Origin of the sequence: Streptomyces sp. NPDC049879 (assembly GCF_044461265.1) — a bacterium.
GTDB lineage: Bacteria > Actinomycetota > Actinomycetes > Streptomycetales > Streptomycetaceae > Streptomyces.
Window position 1 is genome coordinate 52,137 of record NZ_JBITKT010000010.1, and the last position, 16,097, is coordinate 68,233.

At 75.0% G+C, this 16,097-nt stretch carries 17 protein-coding genes; 6 read left to right on the forward strand and 11 right to left on the reverse strand.

The annotated features are described in order from the left end of the window. The first annotated feature begins 3 nt into the window (after positions 1-3). Positions 4-288, forward strand: a complete 285-nt coding sequence (locus ACIBPC_RS28140; protein ID WP_362964244.1) for a hypothetical protein — start codon at positions 4-6, stop codon at positions 286-288. Here the strand turns inward: ACIBPC_RS28140 and ACIBPC_RS28145 are convergent. The 6 genes from ACIBPC_RS28145 to ACIBPC_RS28170 all read right to left on the reverse strand — a co-directional run bounded on the left by ACIBPC_RS28145 (position 236) and on the right by ACIBPC_RS28170 (position 5,382). Then, complete coding sequence (locus tag ACIBPC_RS28145; RefSeq protein WP_362964242.1) at positions 236-808, reverse strand: DoxX family protein; 573 nt, start codon at positions 806-808, stop codon at positions 236-238. The genes ACIBPC_RS28140 and ACIBPC_RS28145 overlap by 53 nt on opposite strands. A 47-nt stretch (positions 809-855) precedes the next feature. Continuing rightward, complete coding sequence (locus ACIBPC_RS28150; RefSeq protein ID WP_362964240.1) at positions 856-2,019, reverse strand: hypothetical protein; 1,164 nt, start codon at positions 2,017-2,019, stop codon at positions 856-858. A 141-nt stretch (positions 2,020-2,160) separates the two neighbouring features. Then, positions 2,161-2,577, reverse strand: coding sequence for a hypothetical protein (locus ACIBPC_RS28155; protein WP_398848509.1), 417 nt, complete (start codon positions 2,575-2,577; stop codon positions 2,161-2,163). A gap of 66 nt (positions 2,578-2,643) precedes the next feature. Beyond that, entirely contained in the window at positions 2,644-3,060 is a 417-nt protein-coding gene (locus ACIBPC_RS28160; protein ID WP_362964236.1) for a hypothetical protein, read from the reverse strand. 140 nt (positions 3,061-3,200) lie between these two features. After that, the gene (locus tag ACIBPC_RS28165; protein WP_398848511.1) at positions 3,201-4,154 is read right to left on the reverse strand and encodes a sigma-70 family RNA polymerase sigma factor; all 954 of its coding nucleotides are present in this window, start codon (positions 4,152-4,154) and stop codon (positions 3,201-3,203) included. 10 nt (positions 4,155-4,164) lie between these two features. Next, on the reverse strand, positions 4,165-5,382 hold the full coding sequence (locus ACIBPC_RS28170) for an NAD(P)/FAD-dependent oxidoreductase (RefSeq protein ID WP_398848513.1): 1,218 nt from the start codon (positions 5,380-5,382) through the stop codon (positions 4,165-4,167). Between the two features lie 301 nt (positions 5,383-5,683). Here ACIBPC_RS28170 and ACIBPC_RS28175 point away from each other — a divergent pair, with 301 nt between their 5' ends. Both ACIBPC_RS28175 and ACIBPC_RS28180 read left to right on the forward strand, forming a co-directional pair. After that, entirely contained in the window at positions 5,684-7,765 is a 2,082-nt protein-coding gene (locus tag ACIBPC_RS28175) for a glycosyl hydrolase family 28-related protein (RefSeq protein ID WP_398848515.1), read from the forward strand. 173 nt (positions 7,766-7,938) lie between these two features. Then, positions 7,939-8,385 (forward strand): anthrone oxygenase family protein, encoded by a 447-nt coding sequence (locus tag ACIBPC_RS28180; RefSeq protein ID WP_398848517.1) that lies wholly within the window; start codon positions 7,939-7,941, stop codon positions 8,383-8,385. A gap of 25 nt (positions 8,386-8,410) precedes the next feature. Here ACIBPC_RS28180 and ACIBPC_RS28185 read toward each other — a convergent pair whose 3' ends face one another. Beyond that, complete coding sequence (locus ACIBPC_RS28185) at positions 8,411-9,016, reverse strand: TetR/AcrR family transcriptional regulator (RefSeq protein WP_398848519.1); 606 nt, start codon at positions 9,014-9,016, stop codon at positions 8,411-8,413. 97 nt (positions 9,017-9,113) lie between these two features. On the opposite strand from ACIBPC_RS28185, the gene ACIBPC_RS28190 reads away from it, so the two are divergent. Then, on the forward strand, positions 9,114-10,304 hold the full coding sequence (locus ACIBPC_RS28190) for an MFS transporter (RefSeq protein WP_398848521.1): 1,191 nt from the start codon (positions 9,114-9,116) through the stop codon (positions 10,302-10,304). Between the two features lie 239 nt (positions 10,305-10,543). Here the strand turns inward: ACIBPC_RS28190 and ACIBPC_RS28195 are convergent, their stop codons facing one another. The 3 genes from ACIBPC_RS28195 to ACIBPC_RS28205 all read right to left on the reverse strand — a co-directional run bounded on the left by ACIBPC_RS28195 (position 10,544) and on the right by ACIBPC_RS28205 (position 13,132). Next, positions 10,544-11,593, reverse strand: a complete 1,050-nt coding sequence (locus tag ACIBPC_RS28195) for an NlpC/P60 family protein (RefSeq protein WP_398848523.1) — start codon at positions 11,591-11,593, stop codon at positions 10,544-10,546. A 157-nt stretch (positions 11,594-11,750) separates the two neighbouring features. Further along, positions 11,751-12,563, reverse strand: coding sequence for a DsbA family protein (locus ACIBPC_RS28200; protein WP_398848525.1), 813 nt, complete (start codon positions 12,561-12,563; stop codon positions 11,751-11,753). Between the two features lie 74 nt (positions 12,564-12,637). Continuing rightward, positions 12,638-13,132: a DUF6194 family protein gene (locus ACIBPC_RS28205; RefSeq protein WP_398848728.1), complete on the reverse strand. Its 495-nt coding sequence runs from the start codon at positions 13,130-13,132 to the stop codon at positions 12,638-12,640. A 47-nt stretch (positions 13,133-13,179) separates the two neighbouring features. On the opposite strand from ACIBPC_RS28205, the gene ACIBPC_RS28210 reads away from it, so the two are divergent. Continuing rightward, positions 13,180-13,929, forward strand: coding sequence for a MerR family transcriptional regulator (locus ACIBPC_RS28210; protein ID WP_362964217.1), 750 nt, complete (start codon positions 13,180-13,182; stop codon positions 13,927-13,929). 540 nt (positions 13,930-14,469) lie between these two features. On the opposite strand, the gene ACIBPC_RS28215 is transcribed toward ACIBPC_RS28210, so the two are convergent. Next, positions 14,470-15,390: a zinc-binding dehydrogenase gene (locus ACIBPC_RS28215; protein ID WP_398848729.1), complete on the reverse strand. Its 921-nt coding sequence runs from the start codon at positions 15,388-15,390 to the stop codon at positions 14,470-14,472. A gap of 100 nt (positions 15,391-15,490) precedes the next feature. Here ACIBPC_RS28215 and ACIBPC_RS28220 point away from each other — a divergent pair, with 100 nt between their 5' ends. Beyond that, on the forward strand, positions 15,491-16,084 hold the full coding sequence (locus ACIBPC_RS28220) for a TetR/AcrR family transcriptional regulator (protein ID WP_398848526.1): 594 nt from the start codon (positions 15,491-15,493) through the stop codon (positions 16,082-16,084). The last annotated feature ends 13 nt before the right edge of the window (positions 16,085-16,097 follow it).

The following is a 16,097-nucleotide window of genomic DNA, read 5'->3' on the forward strand; positions in this document are numbered from 1 at the left end:
GGGATGCGGAGGCACCGTTTCGAGCCCTGGCGGCTCGTGCTGGGCCTGACGATGATCGGGATCGCCGTCGTGCACCTGGTGCGGCTGCGGGGCGACGGGGACGGGGTGCCGCTGATCGCGGTGTTCGTGCTGGCGCCCGCGGCGCTGCTGCTGAGCGGGGCCGTGGCCGCGGTGACGTTCACGGCCCGGCGTACGGCCTATGCGTGGCGCGTGCGGCGCGGTTACGTCGCGGCGGTCAGCTCGGACGGGCGAAAAGGCGCTGGCTCCGGCGGTCCTGGCGGCGGCTGAGGGCGGGCCCGAGGGCGTGGGTCCCGGCGCCGGTGAGCAGCAGGGTGACGAAGCCCAGCGCGTACGGCAGGTCGTGGCCGAAGTAGTACGGGTCGGTGTGCCAGCCCGTCGTCAGCCAGAACGCGAGCGTCAGCAGCACCCCCGCGGCCGCCGCCCAGCGGGTCAGCAGCCCGAGGAGCACGGCGACGCCGATGGTGATCTCGGCCGCGCCCAGGCAGCCGGCGACGAGGTCGGGGCGGTCGAGCACGAGGTCGGTGAGGCGCGGGACGGCGGCGTCGCCGCGGGTGAACGACACCATCCGCGCGATGGCGTCCCCGTTCATCGCCGCGCTGAACGGGCGGACGTCGGCGAACGTGTCGATCCCGGCGTACAGGAACGTCGTCCCCAGGAACAGGCGCAGGGGGAGCGGTGCCCAGCGCGCCGTGCTCTCGCGCGCCTGCTCCTGCCGCCCAGGGACGGGGACGCCGGGCAAGTGGGTGTGGACGGGGGGCGGGCCGCCGATTCGGGGCGTGACAGACATGGCGGGAACCTTCCGTGATGTCGCCCTTGGGGCATCTGTGAAGGCGGTCAGTCTGCCACGGTGATCACATAGCGTCCCGACTCCGTACCGGCCGCGGTGATCACCCGTACCTCAACAGGGCCCGCGTCAAGCTCCACCGGGACCGGCACGCGCAGCCGCGTATCACCCGGATTGCTGAACCCGCCCGTCACCGGCACGAGGGGTACGGGCACCTCCACGCCGCCGATGCGCACCACCGTCTCGGCCAGCCGGTCGGGGGCGGCGGCGCCCGCCGGGACGAAGCCGGAGCCGCGGATCTCCAGCTCGTCGCCGTGCCGGATCGGGGCGTGCAGGTCGCCCGGCTCGCGGACGCGCACGATCGACTGGATGACGGGCCTGCCGCCCTCGGTGTAGCGGGCGGCGGCGTACGCGAGCGCCGAGGCGGCGCCGAGCAGCACCAGCGGCCAGGGCGGCGCGGGGATGTGGCCGGGGTCGCGGGCGAGGGCGGCCGCCGTCCAGACGACGCCGGTGGCGGCGACGGCCGCGTACTGGGTCTCGGTGAAGCTGCCGCGTCCGCCGTCGTCCGTCAGCAGGTCGGCGGCGCGGGGGCGGTCGGCGCGGATCTTCTGCATGCGGAAGCCGCGTACGCGCGTGGCCACCGTGTGCCGCACCCAGACGGTGACGGCGAGGGCGACGGCGGCGGCGGTCAGCAGGCCCGCGCCGTCCGCGAACCCGGCGGCGCCGCCGGTGAGGGCGAGCGCGAGCAGGCTGTGGCAGGCGACCAGCAGCCAGGCGGCGGCGACGGCGCGCGAGGTGGACAGCCGGTTGTCGTCGCCGATCAGGGGCGCGAGGACGCCGCCGCGCGCCCGTTGCCGCCGCCCGAGCGCGGCGTACGCGACGGCCGCGCCCGGCGGGAGCAGCGCGACGAGGGCGGCGGTGCGGCCGGTGGACCAGCCGTCGCCGAGGAGCGCGGCGACGGGCTGGGCCAGGGCGAGGAGCGCGAGCAGCGCGGCGGCCGTCCAGGCGGCCCGCGCCGCGAGCCCGGCGAGGCGGGCGGCGTCACCGGCGCGGTCGCGGGCCGCCGCGTCGCGGGCGGCGCGGGTCAGCTCGTCGGACACCCACTGCCGCGATGCCTCGGGCGAGTGGGCCAGGGCGTCCGGTATGCCGCGCCCGGCCGCCAGTTCGTCCCGCAGGCGCGCGAACTCCCGTGCCGCCGCTTCCTCCCCGCTCACGACACTCCCGGCTCCTCCCGCGTACGGTGACGCGACCCGTGCCGCCCGTCCTGGTACCGGCGGCTGCTGCTGGGGGGATTGTGCCCTACGGAGCGGGCGGGGTGGTGATTTCCGGGCAGCGGCGGCCGGGGAGGCGGTCGCTCAGGCGTACTCGCCCGAGGAGATGCTGATCGGGCCCGCCTCGGCGCTGCACCGCTGGTCGGTGCCGTTCTCCCCCTTGCGGACGCACACCCTGATGTAGATGTAGTCGTTCTCGGGGAAGTTGTAGTCGCAGATGACGGTGAAGTTGTTTGCTCCCATGGCGTTGTGGCAGGTGCCGCTGCGGAGGTTGGTGGTCTGCCACTTGACGACGACGCGCATGCCGTCCGCCTTGAGGTCCTGCACGGTGATGTCGTCGCCGTAGCCGACGAAACAGCCGCGGCCGATGGCCGCGCCGGACGCGGCGTACACGGTGCGGCACGTCTCGCCCATGGCGGCGCTCGCCTGCGGGGCGGACAGACCGCCCACGACGAGGGTGCTGGCGCCGGCGAGGGTGGCTATGCGGGTGGAGGTTCTCATGACTGTCCTTCTGCGGAGAGAGGGGTTACGGGGAGGGGTGGCGGAGCGCTGTGGGGGCGGTCCTGATCAGGAGTAGTCGCCCGTGGAGACGCTGATCCAGGCGCTCCAGAAGGTGCAGCGGTGGTTGGCGCCGTTCTCCCCGTTGCGCGTGCAGACGCGGAAGCTGATGCGGTCGCTCTCCGGGAGGTTGTAGTCGCAGATGACGGTGAAGTTGCCGGCTCCCATGGCGTTGTGGCACTCGCCGGTGCGGCCGTTGACCGTCTTCCAGTCGACGACGACGCGCATGCCGTCGGCGGCGCGGTCGTCGACGGTGATCTTGTCGCCGTGGCCGACGAAGCAGCCGGTGCCCGCGACCGGGCCGGGGTTCGAGACGTAGACGGACTGGCAGGTGGAGCCGTCGGCGCTCGCCTGCGGCACGGACATGCCGCCCACGATCAGGGCGCTGACACCGGCGACGGTGGCCATGCGGGTGGTGGTCCTCACAAGTGTCCTTTCTGCGAAGGGATATGACGCGGTGATGATAGCCGTCGCAGATCACTGAGGCGGATAAGGGCCGTTCACCCGTTCCGGAGAGCGAAGACGCGAACGCGGGGCGGAGTTGGCGGACGGCCGGGGGCGCCCGTTCACCACCGCTCGATGAGCGGCGTGTCCGGCACGTGCCGCCGCCAGGCCCCGGCGAGGCGGGCGAGGCGGGCGGGGGCGGCGATCCCGCGCAGGGTCGCGACCCTGCCGTCCGCGAGGTCGAACGTCACGGCGCCCGCGACCCCGCCGGCCGGCACGAAGAGGAGGGCGGGGGCGCCGTTGACGACCGCGTAGTGGATGGCGGAGGTCCCGCCGACGAGCCGCTGTTTCACGGGTGTGGACTGGAAGCCGGCCCGCACGAAGGTGGCGACGCGCGGCGCGGAGTCGTACCGCACCAGCCTCCTGGCCAGTCCCGCGCCGTCGGAGAGCGCGGTCGCGTCGTCGGTCAGCAGCGCCACCAGGCGTTCGGTGCGGCCCGACGCGGCGGCCGCGAGGAACTCCTCGACGATCCTGCGCGCGGCCGCCGGGTCGGCCTCGCCGCCGCCGCGGCGCGCGGCGGCGAGGTGCCGCCTGGCGCGGTGGAGGTGCTGCTGGCTCGCGGCGTCGGTGATGCCGAGGATCGCGGCGATCTCGGCGTGGCGGTGGGAGAACGCCTCGCGCAGGACGTAGACGGCCCGTTCCAGCGGTGACAGGCGTTCCATCAGGGTCAGCACGGCCAGGGAGACCGACTCGCGCTGCTCGAACGTGTCGGCGGGGCCGAGCATCGGGTCGCCGTCGAGGAGCGGTTCGGGCAGCCAGGCGCCGACGGCCCGTTCGCGGCGGGCCTGTGCCGAGCGGAGCCGGTCGAGGCACAGGCGGGTGACGACCGTGGTCAGCCATGCCTCCGGCACCTCGATCCGCCGCCGGTCGGCGGCCTGCCAGCGCAGGAACGCGTCCTGCACGGCGTCCTCCGCGTCGGCGGCGGACCCGAGCAGCCGGTACGCCAGCGAGGCGAGCCGGTCGCGGCTCGCCTCGAACCGTCCGGCGTCGAAGCGGTCGGCGGCGGCGCTGTCCACGCGGGCCACTCTAACGGGACGGCCGCGCCGGGGAGTTCGCGGCGGACGCGTCCCGCGCGGCGGTCAGGCGGTGCGTGCGCCTCGGCAGGCCGAACGTCGGGTGCTCGGTGCCCCACAGCGACATCCTGACGATGCCCGCCTTGACGCGCGCCGCCTTCCGGCCGCCCACGTACCCCCGCTTCGCCCGCCCCTCGCCGTCCACCGGCTGCAGGATGCCGTCCCGCCGCCCGAGGCTGATGTGGTTGCCCACGTACCTCAGCCCGACGGTCGCGGGTTCGCGGCCGGTCAGGCGCCCCACGATCGCGTTCACGGCCACGCGGGCCGTGAAACCGGCCGAGGCGCAGGACATGGGCAGCGGCCTGCCGTTGTCGCCGATGACGAAGGCGCTGTCCCCGGCGGCGTGGACGTCCGGGTGCGTGACCGACCGCATCAGGCGGTCGACGACGATCCGGCCGCCCGCGGTGACCTCAAGTCCGCTCGCGGCGGCGACGGGACCGGCCGCGAACCCGGCCGCCCACACGGTCGCGTCGGACGCCAGGACGCCGCCGTCGGCGCACAGCGCCCCCGTCGCCTCGACGGCCTCGACGGTGGTGTGCTCCAGGACCGTGATGCCCAGCCGGTCGCAGGCCCGGCGCAGGTGGTCGCGCGCTCCGGGTGAGAGCGGCGCGGCCAGTTCGCCGCGCGCGACCAGCGTCACCGACAGGCGGGGCCGGGACTCGGCGATCTCGGTGGCGGTCTCGATGCCGGTCAGCCCGTCGCCGACGACGAGGACGTGCCCGTCCCCCGACCGCCTGCCCAGGCCGTCCAGGCGCTCGCGCAGGCGCAGCGCCGAGGGCCTGGAGGAGACGTCGAAGGCGTGCTCGGCCACGCCGGGGACGCCGTGGTCGGCGCCGTGGCTGCCGAGCGCGTGGAGGAGGGTGTCGTAGCCGAGGTCGGCAGGGGCGCCGGTGGCCGTGTCGGCCAGGGTGACGACGCGGCGGGCGGGGTCGAGGGCGGTGACGCGGGCCACGCGCAGCCGTATCCCCGTGCCCGCGAAGACGTCGGCGAGCGGCGGGGCCGCGATCGCCTGCCCGGCCGCGAGCTGGTGCAGCCGCAGGCGCTGGACGAAGTCGGGCTCGGCGTTGACGACGGTGATCCCGGTGTCCTCCGGGGAGAGGCGGTGTGCCAGGACCCCGGCCGCGTAGGCGCCGGCGTACCCCGCGCCGAGGACGACGATGCGGTGCTTCACGTGGTGCTCCTGTCGGTTCGCTGGTTCCCTGTCGGTGACTTGAGCGGGGCGGCGGGCCGATTCCTGACAGGAGCCGTGTGTGATGTGGGTCACGGGCTGACGGGTGGTCGGTTCGGTGAATTTCATTGGCTGATCGAGTTTTTGCGTGATGCTGCGCAGGTTATTGCTCGCCCGGGGGATCGGTGGTTGAGTGTGCGCCACTTCCCGGGTCCACCACCACGCCTCTCCCGTGCGCGCCGCGGCCATCGCGCCGTCCCCATCGGGGCGCAGCCAGTCCCCCGAGCGAAAGAACAGGTCGACGATGACACGCACCGGCGAACGGCCCCCCGCCGCGCCGCACCCCGGCAGACGCCTGGCCGCGGCGCTCCTGGCCGCGGCCACCTCCCTCACCCTGCTCGGCGGCGCCGCCGCCGGCACCGCCCAGGCGGCGGGCGGCCGCGCCCCGGCGCCCGCGCCCGTCGTGACGCGCGCGGCGCTCGACCCCGCGCTCGTCCAGGGCCGGGGCGCGGACGTGGACTTCCTGGAGCAGGAGGCGGAGCACGCGGTCACCACCGGCACGGCGATCGGCCCGGACCGCACCCCGTACACGCTGCCGTCCGAGGCGTCGGGACGGGAGGCCGTACGCCTGGAGCCGGGCGAGTACGTCGAGTTCACGCTCCCCGCCACCACGAACGCGATCACCGTGCGCTACAGCATCCCCGACGCACCCGGCGGCGGCGGGATCACGGCGCCGCTCGACGTCACCGTGCGCCGCGACGGCCAACGCACCGGGCCCGCCCGGCAGATGACGCTGACCTCCGAGTACTCCTGGCTCTACAACCAGTACCCGTTCACCAACGACCCCCAGGCCGACCTGCTGCACCCGGACTGGTGGATCACCGAGTGCGACTGCGTGCCCGCCGCCACCGACCCGGCGCCGGTCGTCGAGAAGCCCTTCAGGCCCACGCACATGTACGACGAGCAGCGGCTGCTCCTCGGCAGGACCTACCGCGCGGGCGACACCGTACGGCTCACCGCGCCCGCCGGGACGGACGCCGAGTGGACCGTCATCGACCTGATCGACACCGAGCAGGTCGCCCCGCCGCGCGTCCTGCTGCGCGCCGCCAACGTGCTGGCGTTCGGCGCCGATCCGACCGGGCGGCGCGACGCGGCGCCCGCCATCGAGCGCGCCATCGCCTTCGCGCAGCGCACCGATCTGCCGGTCTACCTCCCCCCGGGTGTCTTCCGGGTGGACCGGCACATCGTCGTGGACGACGTGACGATCCGCGGCGCGGGCAGCTGGTACACGGTCGTCCGCGGTGAGGAGGTCGAGCTGGACGAGCCCCTGCCGGACGGCTCGACGCACACCGGCGTCGGCTTCTACGGCCGGTACGCGGAGGACGGCGGCAGCAGCGACGTGCACCTGGCGGACTTCGCCATCGAGGGCGACGTGTCGGAGCGGATCGACACGGACCAGGTGAACGGCATCGGCGGCGTGCTCAGCGACTCCACCGTCCGCGGCCTGTACATCAGCCACACCAAGGTCGGCCTGTGGTTCGACGGGCCGATGGAGAACTTCCTGATCGAGGACACGGTCATCGTCAACCAGATCGCGGACGCCCTCAACTTCCACCGGGGCGTGACCGATTCGGTGGCGCGCGGCAACTTCGTCCGCAACACCGGGGACGACGGCCTCGCCATGTGGTCCGAGCCGGGGAACACCAACGCGCGCAACACGTTCGAGTCCAACACCGTCCAGAGCCCCACGCTGGCCAACGGCATCGCGATCTACGGCGGTACGGACACCACCGTCCGGGGCAACCTCGTCGCCGACCCGGTGCGGGAGGGGTCGGGGCTGCACGCGGGGTCACGCTTCGGCGCCGATCCGTTCGGCGGGCGGCTCGACTTCACGGACAACACGGTGGTGCGCGGCGGCACGCTCGACCTGAACTGGGACATCGGCCTCGGCGCGATCTGGTTCTACGCGCTGGAGCGCGACATCGACGCCGACATCCGCGTCACCGGCGACCACTACCTCGACTCGACGTACAACGCGATCATGCTCGTCACGGAGTTCGCGCAGCGCGACGAGCACGTGATCGAGAACGCGCGCTTCCGCGACATCCGGGTGGACGGGACCGGCACTTCGGTGCTGAGCGCGCGGACGGCGGGGTCCGCGACGTTCGAGAACGTGGACGCGCGGAACGTCGGCGCGGTCGGCATCAACAACTGCGGCGCCTTCCACTTCCCCGGCACCGGCTCGGAGTTCACCGTCCTGGACGGCGGCGGGAACGACGGCGGCGGCACGACGGGGCCGTGGTTCGGCGCCTGGCAGCTGCCCAACACGATCACCTGCGACGACCGCCCGCCCGTGGTGCCGCCCCCGGCGCCCGCCCCCTGGTGACGCCCCGCGCCACCCCCTGAGACGGCCCCCGCCGCCGGGACGCCCGAGCCCGGCCGCGGGGGCTTTTCCACGCCGTCTCGCTAGCGGCGCTAGACAAAGGAGCAATGTATTGGTTAGCATCGCCACATCAGCTAGCGGCGCTAGAAGAAGTGCCGGGGACCTGGGGAGTGGACATGGAGAACGTACTGGCCGCCGGCACCACGGTGATCGTCGGACTGCTGGTCGGGGTGGAGTTCGCGGTGGCGGTCTTCCTCAACGCGATATTCGGCCGGCTGCCGGGCGACGCCGGGCTCCGCGGCCGTATCGAGGGGGCGCGCATCCTCGGGTTCGTGATGCCGTTCTGGTACATCGGCTCGGTCGTGCTCGGCTCGGTGGTGACCTGGCAGTCCCGGGGCGACGGGGGGACGGGCGCGTTCGGCACGGCGACGGCGCTGCTCGCGCTGAGCGTGCTGATGTCGGTGACGCTGCTCGTCCCGATCAACTCGCGGGTGAAGCGCTGGACGTCGGAGAGCGTCCCGGCGGACTGGCACCAGCAGCTGGGGCGGTGGGACCGGTTCCACTACCTGCGCGTCGCGGTGCTGGTGGCGGCGTTCGCCCTGCTGGTCGCGGGGATCGCCTGACGGACGGGCCGCCTGACGGCCGGGATCAGCGCGCGGCGGGCGGAACGGGCCCGAGCGCGCTGATCGCGGCGTCGACGGCCGTGGCCAGCCGCGCCGGGTCGTGCCCGGCGCGCTCCCGTACGCGCAGGCCGAGCACCGTCGTGAACAGCAGCTCGACGGCGGCCTCGATGTCGAGACCGGCGGGCAGTTCACCGTTCTCGCGCGCCGCGTCCAGCCGGGAGCGCAGCGCCTCGCGCGTCACGTCGAACGCGGCCTCGGTCCTGCCGCTCACCTGGGCGTCGGCCGTGCCCAGCTCGGTGGCCGTGTTGACCACGAAGCAGCCGCGGCCCGGCTCGGCGCCGGGCGGGCAGGTGACCAGCTGGAGCAGCCACGCGCGCAGCGCCTCGCGGACGGGGCGGCCGTCGGCGCCCAGCGACTCCTCGGCCTGGGCGGACTCGGTGGCGCGGTAGTGGTCGAGGGCGCGCAGGAACAGCGTGTGCTTGTCGGTGAAGGTGCGGTAGAGGCTGCTCGGCGTGAGGTGCAGCTCGGCGCCGATGTCGCGGACCGAGGTGGCGTGGTAGCCGCGGCGCCGGAAGAGTCCGGTCGCCCGCTCGATCGCGTCCTGCTCGTCGAACTGCCGGGGGCGTGCCATGGGGGCCATCCTACCCGACTTGTGGAGCGATCGTTCCCATACTAGGGTCCGCCGTTGTGCGGGAGCGATCGCTCCCGAATGGTGGAGGAGGTACGTGGTGGCGACCACGGAACAGACGGCCGATCCGGCCGCCGGGCAGCGGAGTCACTGGCCGGCGGTGGGCGCCGTGGCCCTGGGGACGTTCCTGCTGGTGACGGCCGAGCAACTGCCGATCGGGCTGCTGACCGCCGTGGGGTCCGCGATGGACGTCTCGGAGGGCACGGCCGGGCTGATGGTGACGGTGCCGAGCCTGGTCGCGGCGGTCTCCGCGCCCGTCGTCCCGGTCCTCGTCGGCGCGCTGGACAGGCGGCTGCTGCTGCTCGGGCTGATGGCGCTGATGACGGTCGCGAACGTCGGCTCGGCCCTCGCGCCCGGCTTCGGCGTCCTGGTGGCGTCGCGCGTGCTGGTCGGGGTGGCGATCGGCGGCTTCTGGGCCGTCGCCAGCGGGCTGGCCGTCCGGCTCGTGGCACCCGCACACGTCCCGAAGGCCACGGCGGTCATCTTCGGCGGCGTCGGGGCCGCGAACGTCTTCGGCGTCCCCCTCGGCACCCTGCTCGGCGAGTTCACCACCTGGCGCATCGCCTTCGCGACGCTGAGCGGCCTCGCGCTCGTCGCGCTGCTCGGCCTGCTGACGGTGCTCCCGCCGCTGGCCGCGTCCCAGCCGGTACGGCCCCGCCTGCTCGCCGCGCAGCTCCGCAACCCGGGCGTGCGCGTCGGTATCCTCGCCACGTTCTTGCTGGTCACGGGCCATTTCTCGGCCTACACCTTCGTCAGCCCGCTCCTCCAGGACCTCTCGGGGATCGACGAGCGGTACGTCGGCCCGCTGCTGCTGTGCTTCGGCGTCGCGGGCATGGCGGGCAACTTCGCCGTCGGCGCCCTCCTGGCGCGCGGCGTGCACCGGACCGTGCTCGTCATCGCCCTGACGCTGACGGCCGCCATGCCGCTGTGGGCGCTGCTCGGCGGGGGAGCGGCCGGCGGGATCGTGCTGCTGATCGTCTGGGGCCTGGCCTTCGGCGGGGTGTCGGTCGGCCTCCAGACGTGGATGATCAAGACGGCGCCCGACGCGGTGGAGGCGGCCTCGTCCCTGTGGGTCGCGGTCTTCAACCTGTCGATCGGCCTCGGCGCACTGACCGGCGGCCTCGTCGTGGACTCCCTCAGCCTCCAGGCCGTCCTGTGCCTCGGCGGCGTCTGCGCGCTGGCCGCGGCACTGGCGATCCTCCCCTCACGCACACACCCGCACCTGCGCTGAGGACACCCCACGGCACCGGCCCGGACACGGAGACACATCCGGGCCGGTGCGGCCCACGGTCCGTGCCGCCGGTGAGCGCATCGCCGTCCGGGCTCGGGGCCCGGGTGGAAGACGTTGTCGTGGACAGCGCGGCGCGAGGGGCGAACCGGCTGTACGAGCGGCTGGGTTTCCGCGCCCGGGAGCCGACGGTCCACCGGTTCGCCGTGGACGGACGGCGGCTCCCGCCATGCGCGCCCGGTCTACGCGGGGCGGGTCGCCGCGACCAGGGGCATGGAGTCCACGGGGGCCATGCGTACCGGGGTGCCGGAGCGTGCCGCGTGGATGATCTGGCCGTCTCCGACGTAGATGCCGACGTGGCTCACGCCCGAGTAGTAGAAGACCAGGTCGCCGGGCGCCAGTTGGTCGCGGGAGACGCGGGTGCCCGCGCTCACCTGGCTGTAGCTCGTGCGGGGGAGCGAGACGCCCGCGGTGCGCCACGCCGCCTGGGTCAGGCCCGAGCAGTCGAACGCGTCGGGGCCCGTGGCGCCCCAGCCGTACGGCTTGCCCAGCTGCGCGTAGGCGAACGCGACGGCCGCTGCGGCGCGTGCGCTCGGCGAGGCGTCCTGCGCGGCGGCCAGCGGCACGGCGCCGGTCGCGGCGTCGGCGGGTTCGGCGGGTTCGGCCAGCGCCGCGGCGCGCTCCTGCGCGGTCAGCCCGGCGAGCAGCTCCTCGGCCTCGGCGAGCCTGCGTTCGATCGTCTCGCGGTGCTCCGCCGCCTCGGACCGCGCGTCGGCGAGGACGTCCGACTCCTCCTCGGCCTCGGCCCTGAGGCGCTCGACGGCCAGCAGCTCGTTGCCGAGGACGGCGACGGCGTCGGCCCGGCGGCTGCCCGCGCGGTCGAGGGCGGCGGCGCGCTCCAGGTACTCGTCCGGGTCGGCGGCGAGGGCGAGCTGGAGGGAGGCCGGTAATCCGGCGGCACGGTACTCGGCCGCGGCCTGGGCGCCGAGGTCGCGGCGCAGGGCGTTGAGCTCGTCGGTGCGGCGGGCGGCCTGGTCGCGCAGCCGGTCGAGGTGCTCCTCGGCGCGCCCGGCGGTCTCCGTCGCCGCGTTGTACGCCTCGGTGGCCTCCTCGGCCTCGTGGTGCAGCTCGTCCACCTGCTGCCTGACCTCGGCCGCGGTGGTGCCCGGAGCGGCGACCGCCGCGCCGCCCGCGGCCAGCGGCGCCCCGGCGAGCGTCAGGGTCGCGGCCGCCGTGCGCAGCGACACGGTCCGCTGCGCGACGCTCCGCGGTCTCTTGCGATGTTGAGCCATGGGCCGGAACGCTAAACCGTGACGAGGCGGGCACTTGACCGCCCGACCGGGATTGGTGGCAATCCCCCGCACGGTGAGAGAAGCTGATCGGCCCGGTGACGGATTGTCCGATGGTTGTGACGGTTTGTTTCCGGCGGGGTCAGCCTGGCCCGCCGGGTCAGTCCGTCGCCGCCTCGTACGCCTCGTCGAGCACGTCGCGGAACGCGTCCTGGTCCTGCGCGCTGCCGACGAACGCGCCGTTCGCCAGGAACGCGGGCACCTGCGTGACCCCGGCCGACAGCGCCTCCTCGGCGTCCCGGCCCACCGCCTCGCCCGCCGCCGTCGAGTCCAGGTCCCGGCGGAACGCGTCCAGGTCGGGCACGCCCGCCTCCTCCGCCAGCGCCAGCACGCCCTCGTCGGAGAACCGGCCGCTGTCCATGTCGAACTCCTCGTCCATGGCGGCCGAGTAGAACTCCCAGAAGCGGTCCTGCCGCCCGGCCGCCCACGCGGCCCGCGCGGCGGTGTCCGACTCGGGGCCGTAGATCGGGAAGTTGCGGAACTCGATGCGGACCTTGCCGGTGTCCACGTACTCGTCCACCAGCCACGGGTGCGTCTCGCGCGCGTGGATGCCGCAGTAGGCGCACTGGAAGTCGAGGAACTCGACGAGCACCACGGGCGCGTCCACGTCCCCGACCGCCAGCGGGTCGTCCGGGTCGCGGTGCGCGACGTCGGCCAGCGCCGGATCGCCGAACTCCTCCTGGCTCGCGTCGTCACCCCCGCCCCCGCCCCCGCCCCCGCCCGCGCTGCCGAGCGCGGCGAGCACGCCCGCGCCCAGCGCGCAGACCAGCAGCACGGCGATCACGACCGCCCAGGGGCGCCGCCGGTCGGCGCTCCGCGTGGGCGCGCGCCCCCCGCCGGAGGGGCGGCCGCCGCCACGCTGCGGCGTGCGGCCGGACTTCTTCTGCGGCTTCCTGGTGCGCGACACGGGCATGTGGCCAAGCGTAGGCGGCGTCCCGCGCGCCCGGTCCGGGGGTGCCGCGCCCCCGCGCGCTCCCGTGCCCCGGCTCAGTCCGCCAAGGGCTCACCCCCCATCCCCCGCCGCCGCGCGTGCCGGGCGCGGGCCGCCTCGTGGGCGCCGCGCAGCAGCCCGAGGACGGTGACCGTCGTCAGCGGTCCTGGGGTGACGACGCAGATCCAGCCCAGGGCCCCGTACACCGGGTGCGGCACCACCTGGTCGGCCGCCGCGTGGTCGCGGGGGAGGGCGAGGGCGCGCGGCTCCTCGCCGGTGAGCCGCCGGAAGGTGTCGCGGTCCACATGGACGTTGACACGCCAGCGTCCCGGCGGATCGAGGTCGGACGCGGTGTCGTCGGGGTAGTCCTTGGTGACGATCGTCCCGTACGGCTGCCCGGTGCGGGGCAGCCGGCCGTCGGGGGCGTAGTAGAAGAAGGAGTCGCCCCACGTCAGCTCGGGGAAGGCCGGCTCCTGGGACGTGCCGCCGGGCCCGGGGGCGACCACGAGCGCGCCGTCGAAGCCGCGCACCGCCGCGATGATCTGCTCCATACTCATGGTTCAAGCGTCACCTTCAAGTGCTTCTGTGGGGTTGGACGATGGGTGAACCGGCCGGGGGAGCGGGAGAGACGTCCCTGCGGACCGCGCAGGTCGCCAGGGCGACCGGGTATTCGGTGCAGCAGGTGCGGGACCTGGAGGTGCTCGGCGTCATCCCGCCCGCCGCCCGCTCGGCCGGCGGCTACCGCTCCTACACCCCTCTCCACGTGCGCGCCCTGGCGGCGTACCGGGGGATCGCCGGGGCGGTCGGGCCGGTGGAGGCGCGGCGGCTGCTCAGGGAGGCGTGGTCGGGGACGCGGGCGGACGCGGCGGCGGTGATCGGAGGGGTGCACGTCCGGCTGGCGCGGGAACGGGAGGAGGTGCTCGCCGCCCAGGCCGCCGTCCGCGCCGTCCGCGCCGAGGTGCGGACGGCGGGGGCCGTCGTCCGGGAGGCGGACGCCATGACCGTCACACAGCTCGCGGAAGCGCTCGGCGTGCGGGCGTCCACCCTGCGCTTCTGGGAGGACGAGGGGCTCGTCCACCCCGAGCGGGTGACGTCCCTGCGCGCCCGCCGCTACGGGACGGCCGCCATCGGGGAGGCCCGTATCGTCGCCGCGCTCCGGGCCGGGGGATACGGCGTTCCCGCCGTGCGCGAGGTCATGGGCTCCCTCCGGACCTTCGAGGGCCTGGAGGAGGCCGAGCGCGTCCTGCGGCGGCGTCTCGACCGGATCGCCGCGCGGTCCGTGGCACTGCTCACGGCGGGCGCGGACCTGGCGGCGGTCATCGCGACCCTCGCGACACCGGGGGAATGACCCCACCCGCTCCGGCACCTGTCGTCCGAGCGGCCGGGAAGGGGGCTGAACCCGGCCAGGGCCGGAGCGTCCCCGGGCGGGCGGGGGGCGCGTACCGGGGTACCCCGCTCCGGCACCTGTCGTCTCCCCTCCTTGCGGTCCTCGTGCCCGACAGGGGAGGGGGAGCGGCCGTACCTTGCGCCGGGGCAGAAGTGTCCCCGGGCGGGCGGAGGGAGTGGGCGACCGAGCCGGGGCGCGTACCGGGGTACCCCGCTCCGGCACCCGTCGCCCTCCCCTGTCGGCCCGGTGGGCGAGGGCCGGAAGTTCCGCCGAATGGTGGGACTCGTCGCTCGGACGGACGGGCCGTCCGGTCCGGGTGCGGCTGTTCGTGCCTCGGACGCGGTCGTACGGAGAGGCGGTCCCGACCCGATGCCTCGTGACGGGTGGTGGGCCGGAAGGTCGAGCCGCCGGATTCGTGACACTGAGTAGCCGTTCATGGAGCCACCGTAAGCGCTCCGTAGTCGGCCCGGTATCGCTCGTACGGGTGAATCCCGGCGCCCGTCAGGGAGCGGCCGACGGTTCCACGTCGAGGACGACCTTGCCCGCTATACGGCGGTCGAGCAGGGCCCCGGCCGCGTCGGCGACGTCGGCCCAGCCCGCGCGGCGGTCCACCTCCGCCGACAGGCGGCCGGAGGCGACGAAGCCGAGCAGCACCGCCAGATCGGGCCCCACCTCCCGCGTGTCCCCGAACGAGGCCAGGGTCTTGGCCGGCCCCGGCGAGAACAGCGAGTGCGGCGGGAACACCGCCGGTTCGCCCGACGCCCAGCCGATGTGCTGGATGCCGCCCCCCGGCGCGAGCAGCGACCAGGCCGCCACCAGCTGCGCCCCGCCCACCGTGTCCAGGACGAGATCCACCGGCCGGTCCACGCCGTCGAGGCCGATCACCACCTCGTCGGCCCCCAGCGCGGCCAGCCCCTCGCCCCGCGCCGCCGACCCCACCGACGCGATCACGTACGCCCCGCCAAGCGCCGCCAGCTGCACCGCGTACCGCCCCACGCCCCCCGCCGCGCCCGTGACCAGCACGCGGCTGCCCAGGATCGGCCGCGAACGCAGCGTCCGCAGCGCGGTGAGCCCCGCCATCGGCAGCGCGGCGGCGTCCGCCAGCCCGACCCCCTCCGGCACCTCGGCCACCGCGCCCGTGTCCACGGCCATCCGCTGCGCCCACGCCGCCTCGCCGAAGGCCGCGACCCGCGCGCCCACCGCCGGGCCGCTGCCGTCCGCCGCCGCCCGGACGACGACACCGGCCGCGTCGTACCCGTGCACCGTCCCGGCCGGGCGCTGTCCGGCGAACGCCACCTCGCCGCGGTTGAGCGAGATGTGCCGGACGTCCAGCAGCAGTTGATGCCGCTCGGGCCGCGGTTCCGGCACGGTGCCCAGGCGCAGGGAGCCGGGGGCGGCGGGGTCGACGACGAGCGCGCGTATGTCCATCGGGTGTCTCCTCGCAAGATATCCGGACCGGCGGTCCGGATGCTGCACGGTAGTATCCGGACCGTCAGTCCGTCCAGTCCCGAGGGGAGGCGCGATGCCCGGGCAGCGCCCCGAGCGCGCCGACGCCGCCCGCAACCGCGGCGCCGTCCTCCGCGCCGCCGAGCAGCTCCTCGCCGAGGGCGGCGGCGACCATGTCTCCCTCGACCGCGTCGCCGCGCTCGCCGGAGTCGGCAAGGGCACCGTCTTCCGCCGCTTCGGCAGCCGCGCCGGACTCCTCCAGGCGCTCCTGGAGGAACGGTCCAGCGCCCTGCGCGCCGCCATCGCCGACGGCCCCCCGCCCCTCGGCCCCGGCGCGCCCGCCCCCGAGCGGATGCTCGCGTTCCTCGACCGGCTCGGCGCCATCGCCGAGGGCAACGCCGCGCTCCTGTCCGCCCACGACGCCGCCTGCGCCGACGAGCGCTACGACGACCCCAGCTACCGGCTCTGGCACGGCCACCTCGCCGCGCTGTTCGCCGAGGAACGCCCCGACCTCGACGCCGCGTTCCTCGCCCACACCCTGCTCGCGGTCTTCGACGGCGCCCTGATCCGCCACATCACCCCGCCCGGCGACCCGCGCCGCTTCACCCGCTCCGTGCAGCGCACCGCCATGGCGCTGCTCGGCCGGGACGACTTCAGCCCCGGCGTCTGAACGCGACCGGGCC

Bases quoted from the DNA above. Each gene is read 5' to 3' on its own strand.
- ACIBPC_RS28140 (WP_362964244.1), top strand. From the start codon at position 4: ATGCGGAGGCACCGTTTCGAGCCCTGGCGGCTCGTGCTGGGCCTGACG.
- ACIBPC_RS28145 (WP_362964242.1), bottom strand. From the start codon at position 808: ATGTCTGTCACGCCCCGAATCGGCGGCCCGCCCCCCGTCCACACCCAC.
- ACIBPC_RS28155 (WP_398848509.1), bottom strand. From the start codon at position 2,577: ATGAGAACCTCCACCCGCATAGCCACCCTCGCCGGCGCCAGCACCCTC.
- ACIBPC_RS28175 (WP_398848515.1), top strand. From the start codon at position 5,684: ATGACACGCACCGGCGAACGGCCCCCCGCCGCGCCGCACCCCGGCAGA.
- ACIBPC_RS28180 (WP_398848517.1), top strand. From the start codon at position 7,939: ATGGAGAACGTACTGGCCGCCGGCACCACGGTGATCGTCGGACTGCTG.
- ACIBPC_RS28185 (WP_398848519.1), bottom strand. From the start codon at position 9,016: ATGGCACGCCCCCGGCAGTTCGACGAGCAGGACGCGATCGAGCGGGCG.
- ACIBPC_RS28195 (WP_398848523.1), bottom strand. From the start codon at position 11,593: ATGGCTCAACATCGCAAGAGACCGCGGAGCGTCGCGCAGCGGACCGTG.
- ACIBPC_RS28200 (WP_398848525.1), bottom strand. From the start codon at position 12,563: ATGCCCGTGTCGCGCACCAGGAAGCCGCAGAAGAAGTCCGGCCGCACG.
- ACIBPC_RS28205 (WP_398848728.1), bottom strand. From the start codon at position 13,132: ATGGAGCAGATCATCGCGGCGGTGCGCGGCTTCGACGGCGCGCTCGTG.
- ACIBPC_RS28210 (WP_362964217.1), top strand. From the start codon at position 13,180: ATGGGTGAACCGGCCGGGGGAGCGGGAGAGACGTCCCTGCGGACCGCG.
- ACIBPC_RS28220 (WP_398848526.1), top strand. From the start codon at position 15,491: ATGCCCGGGCAGCGCCCCGAGCGCGCCGACGCCGCCCGCAACCGCGGC.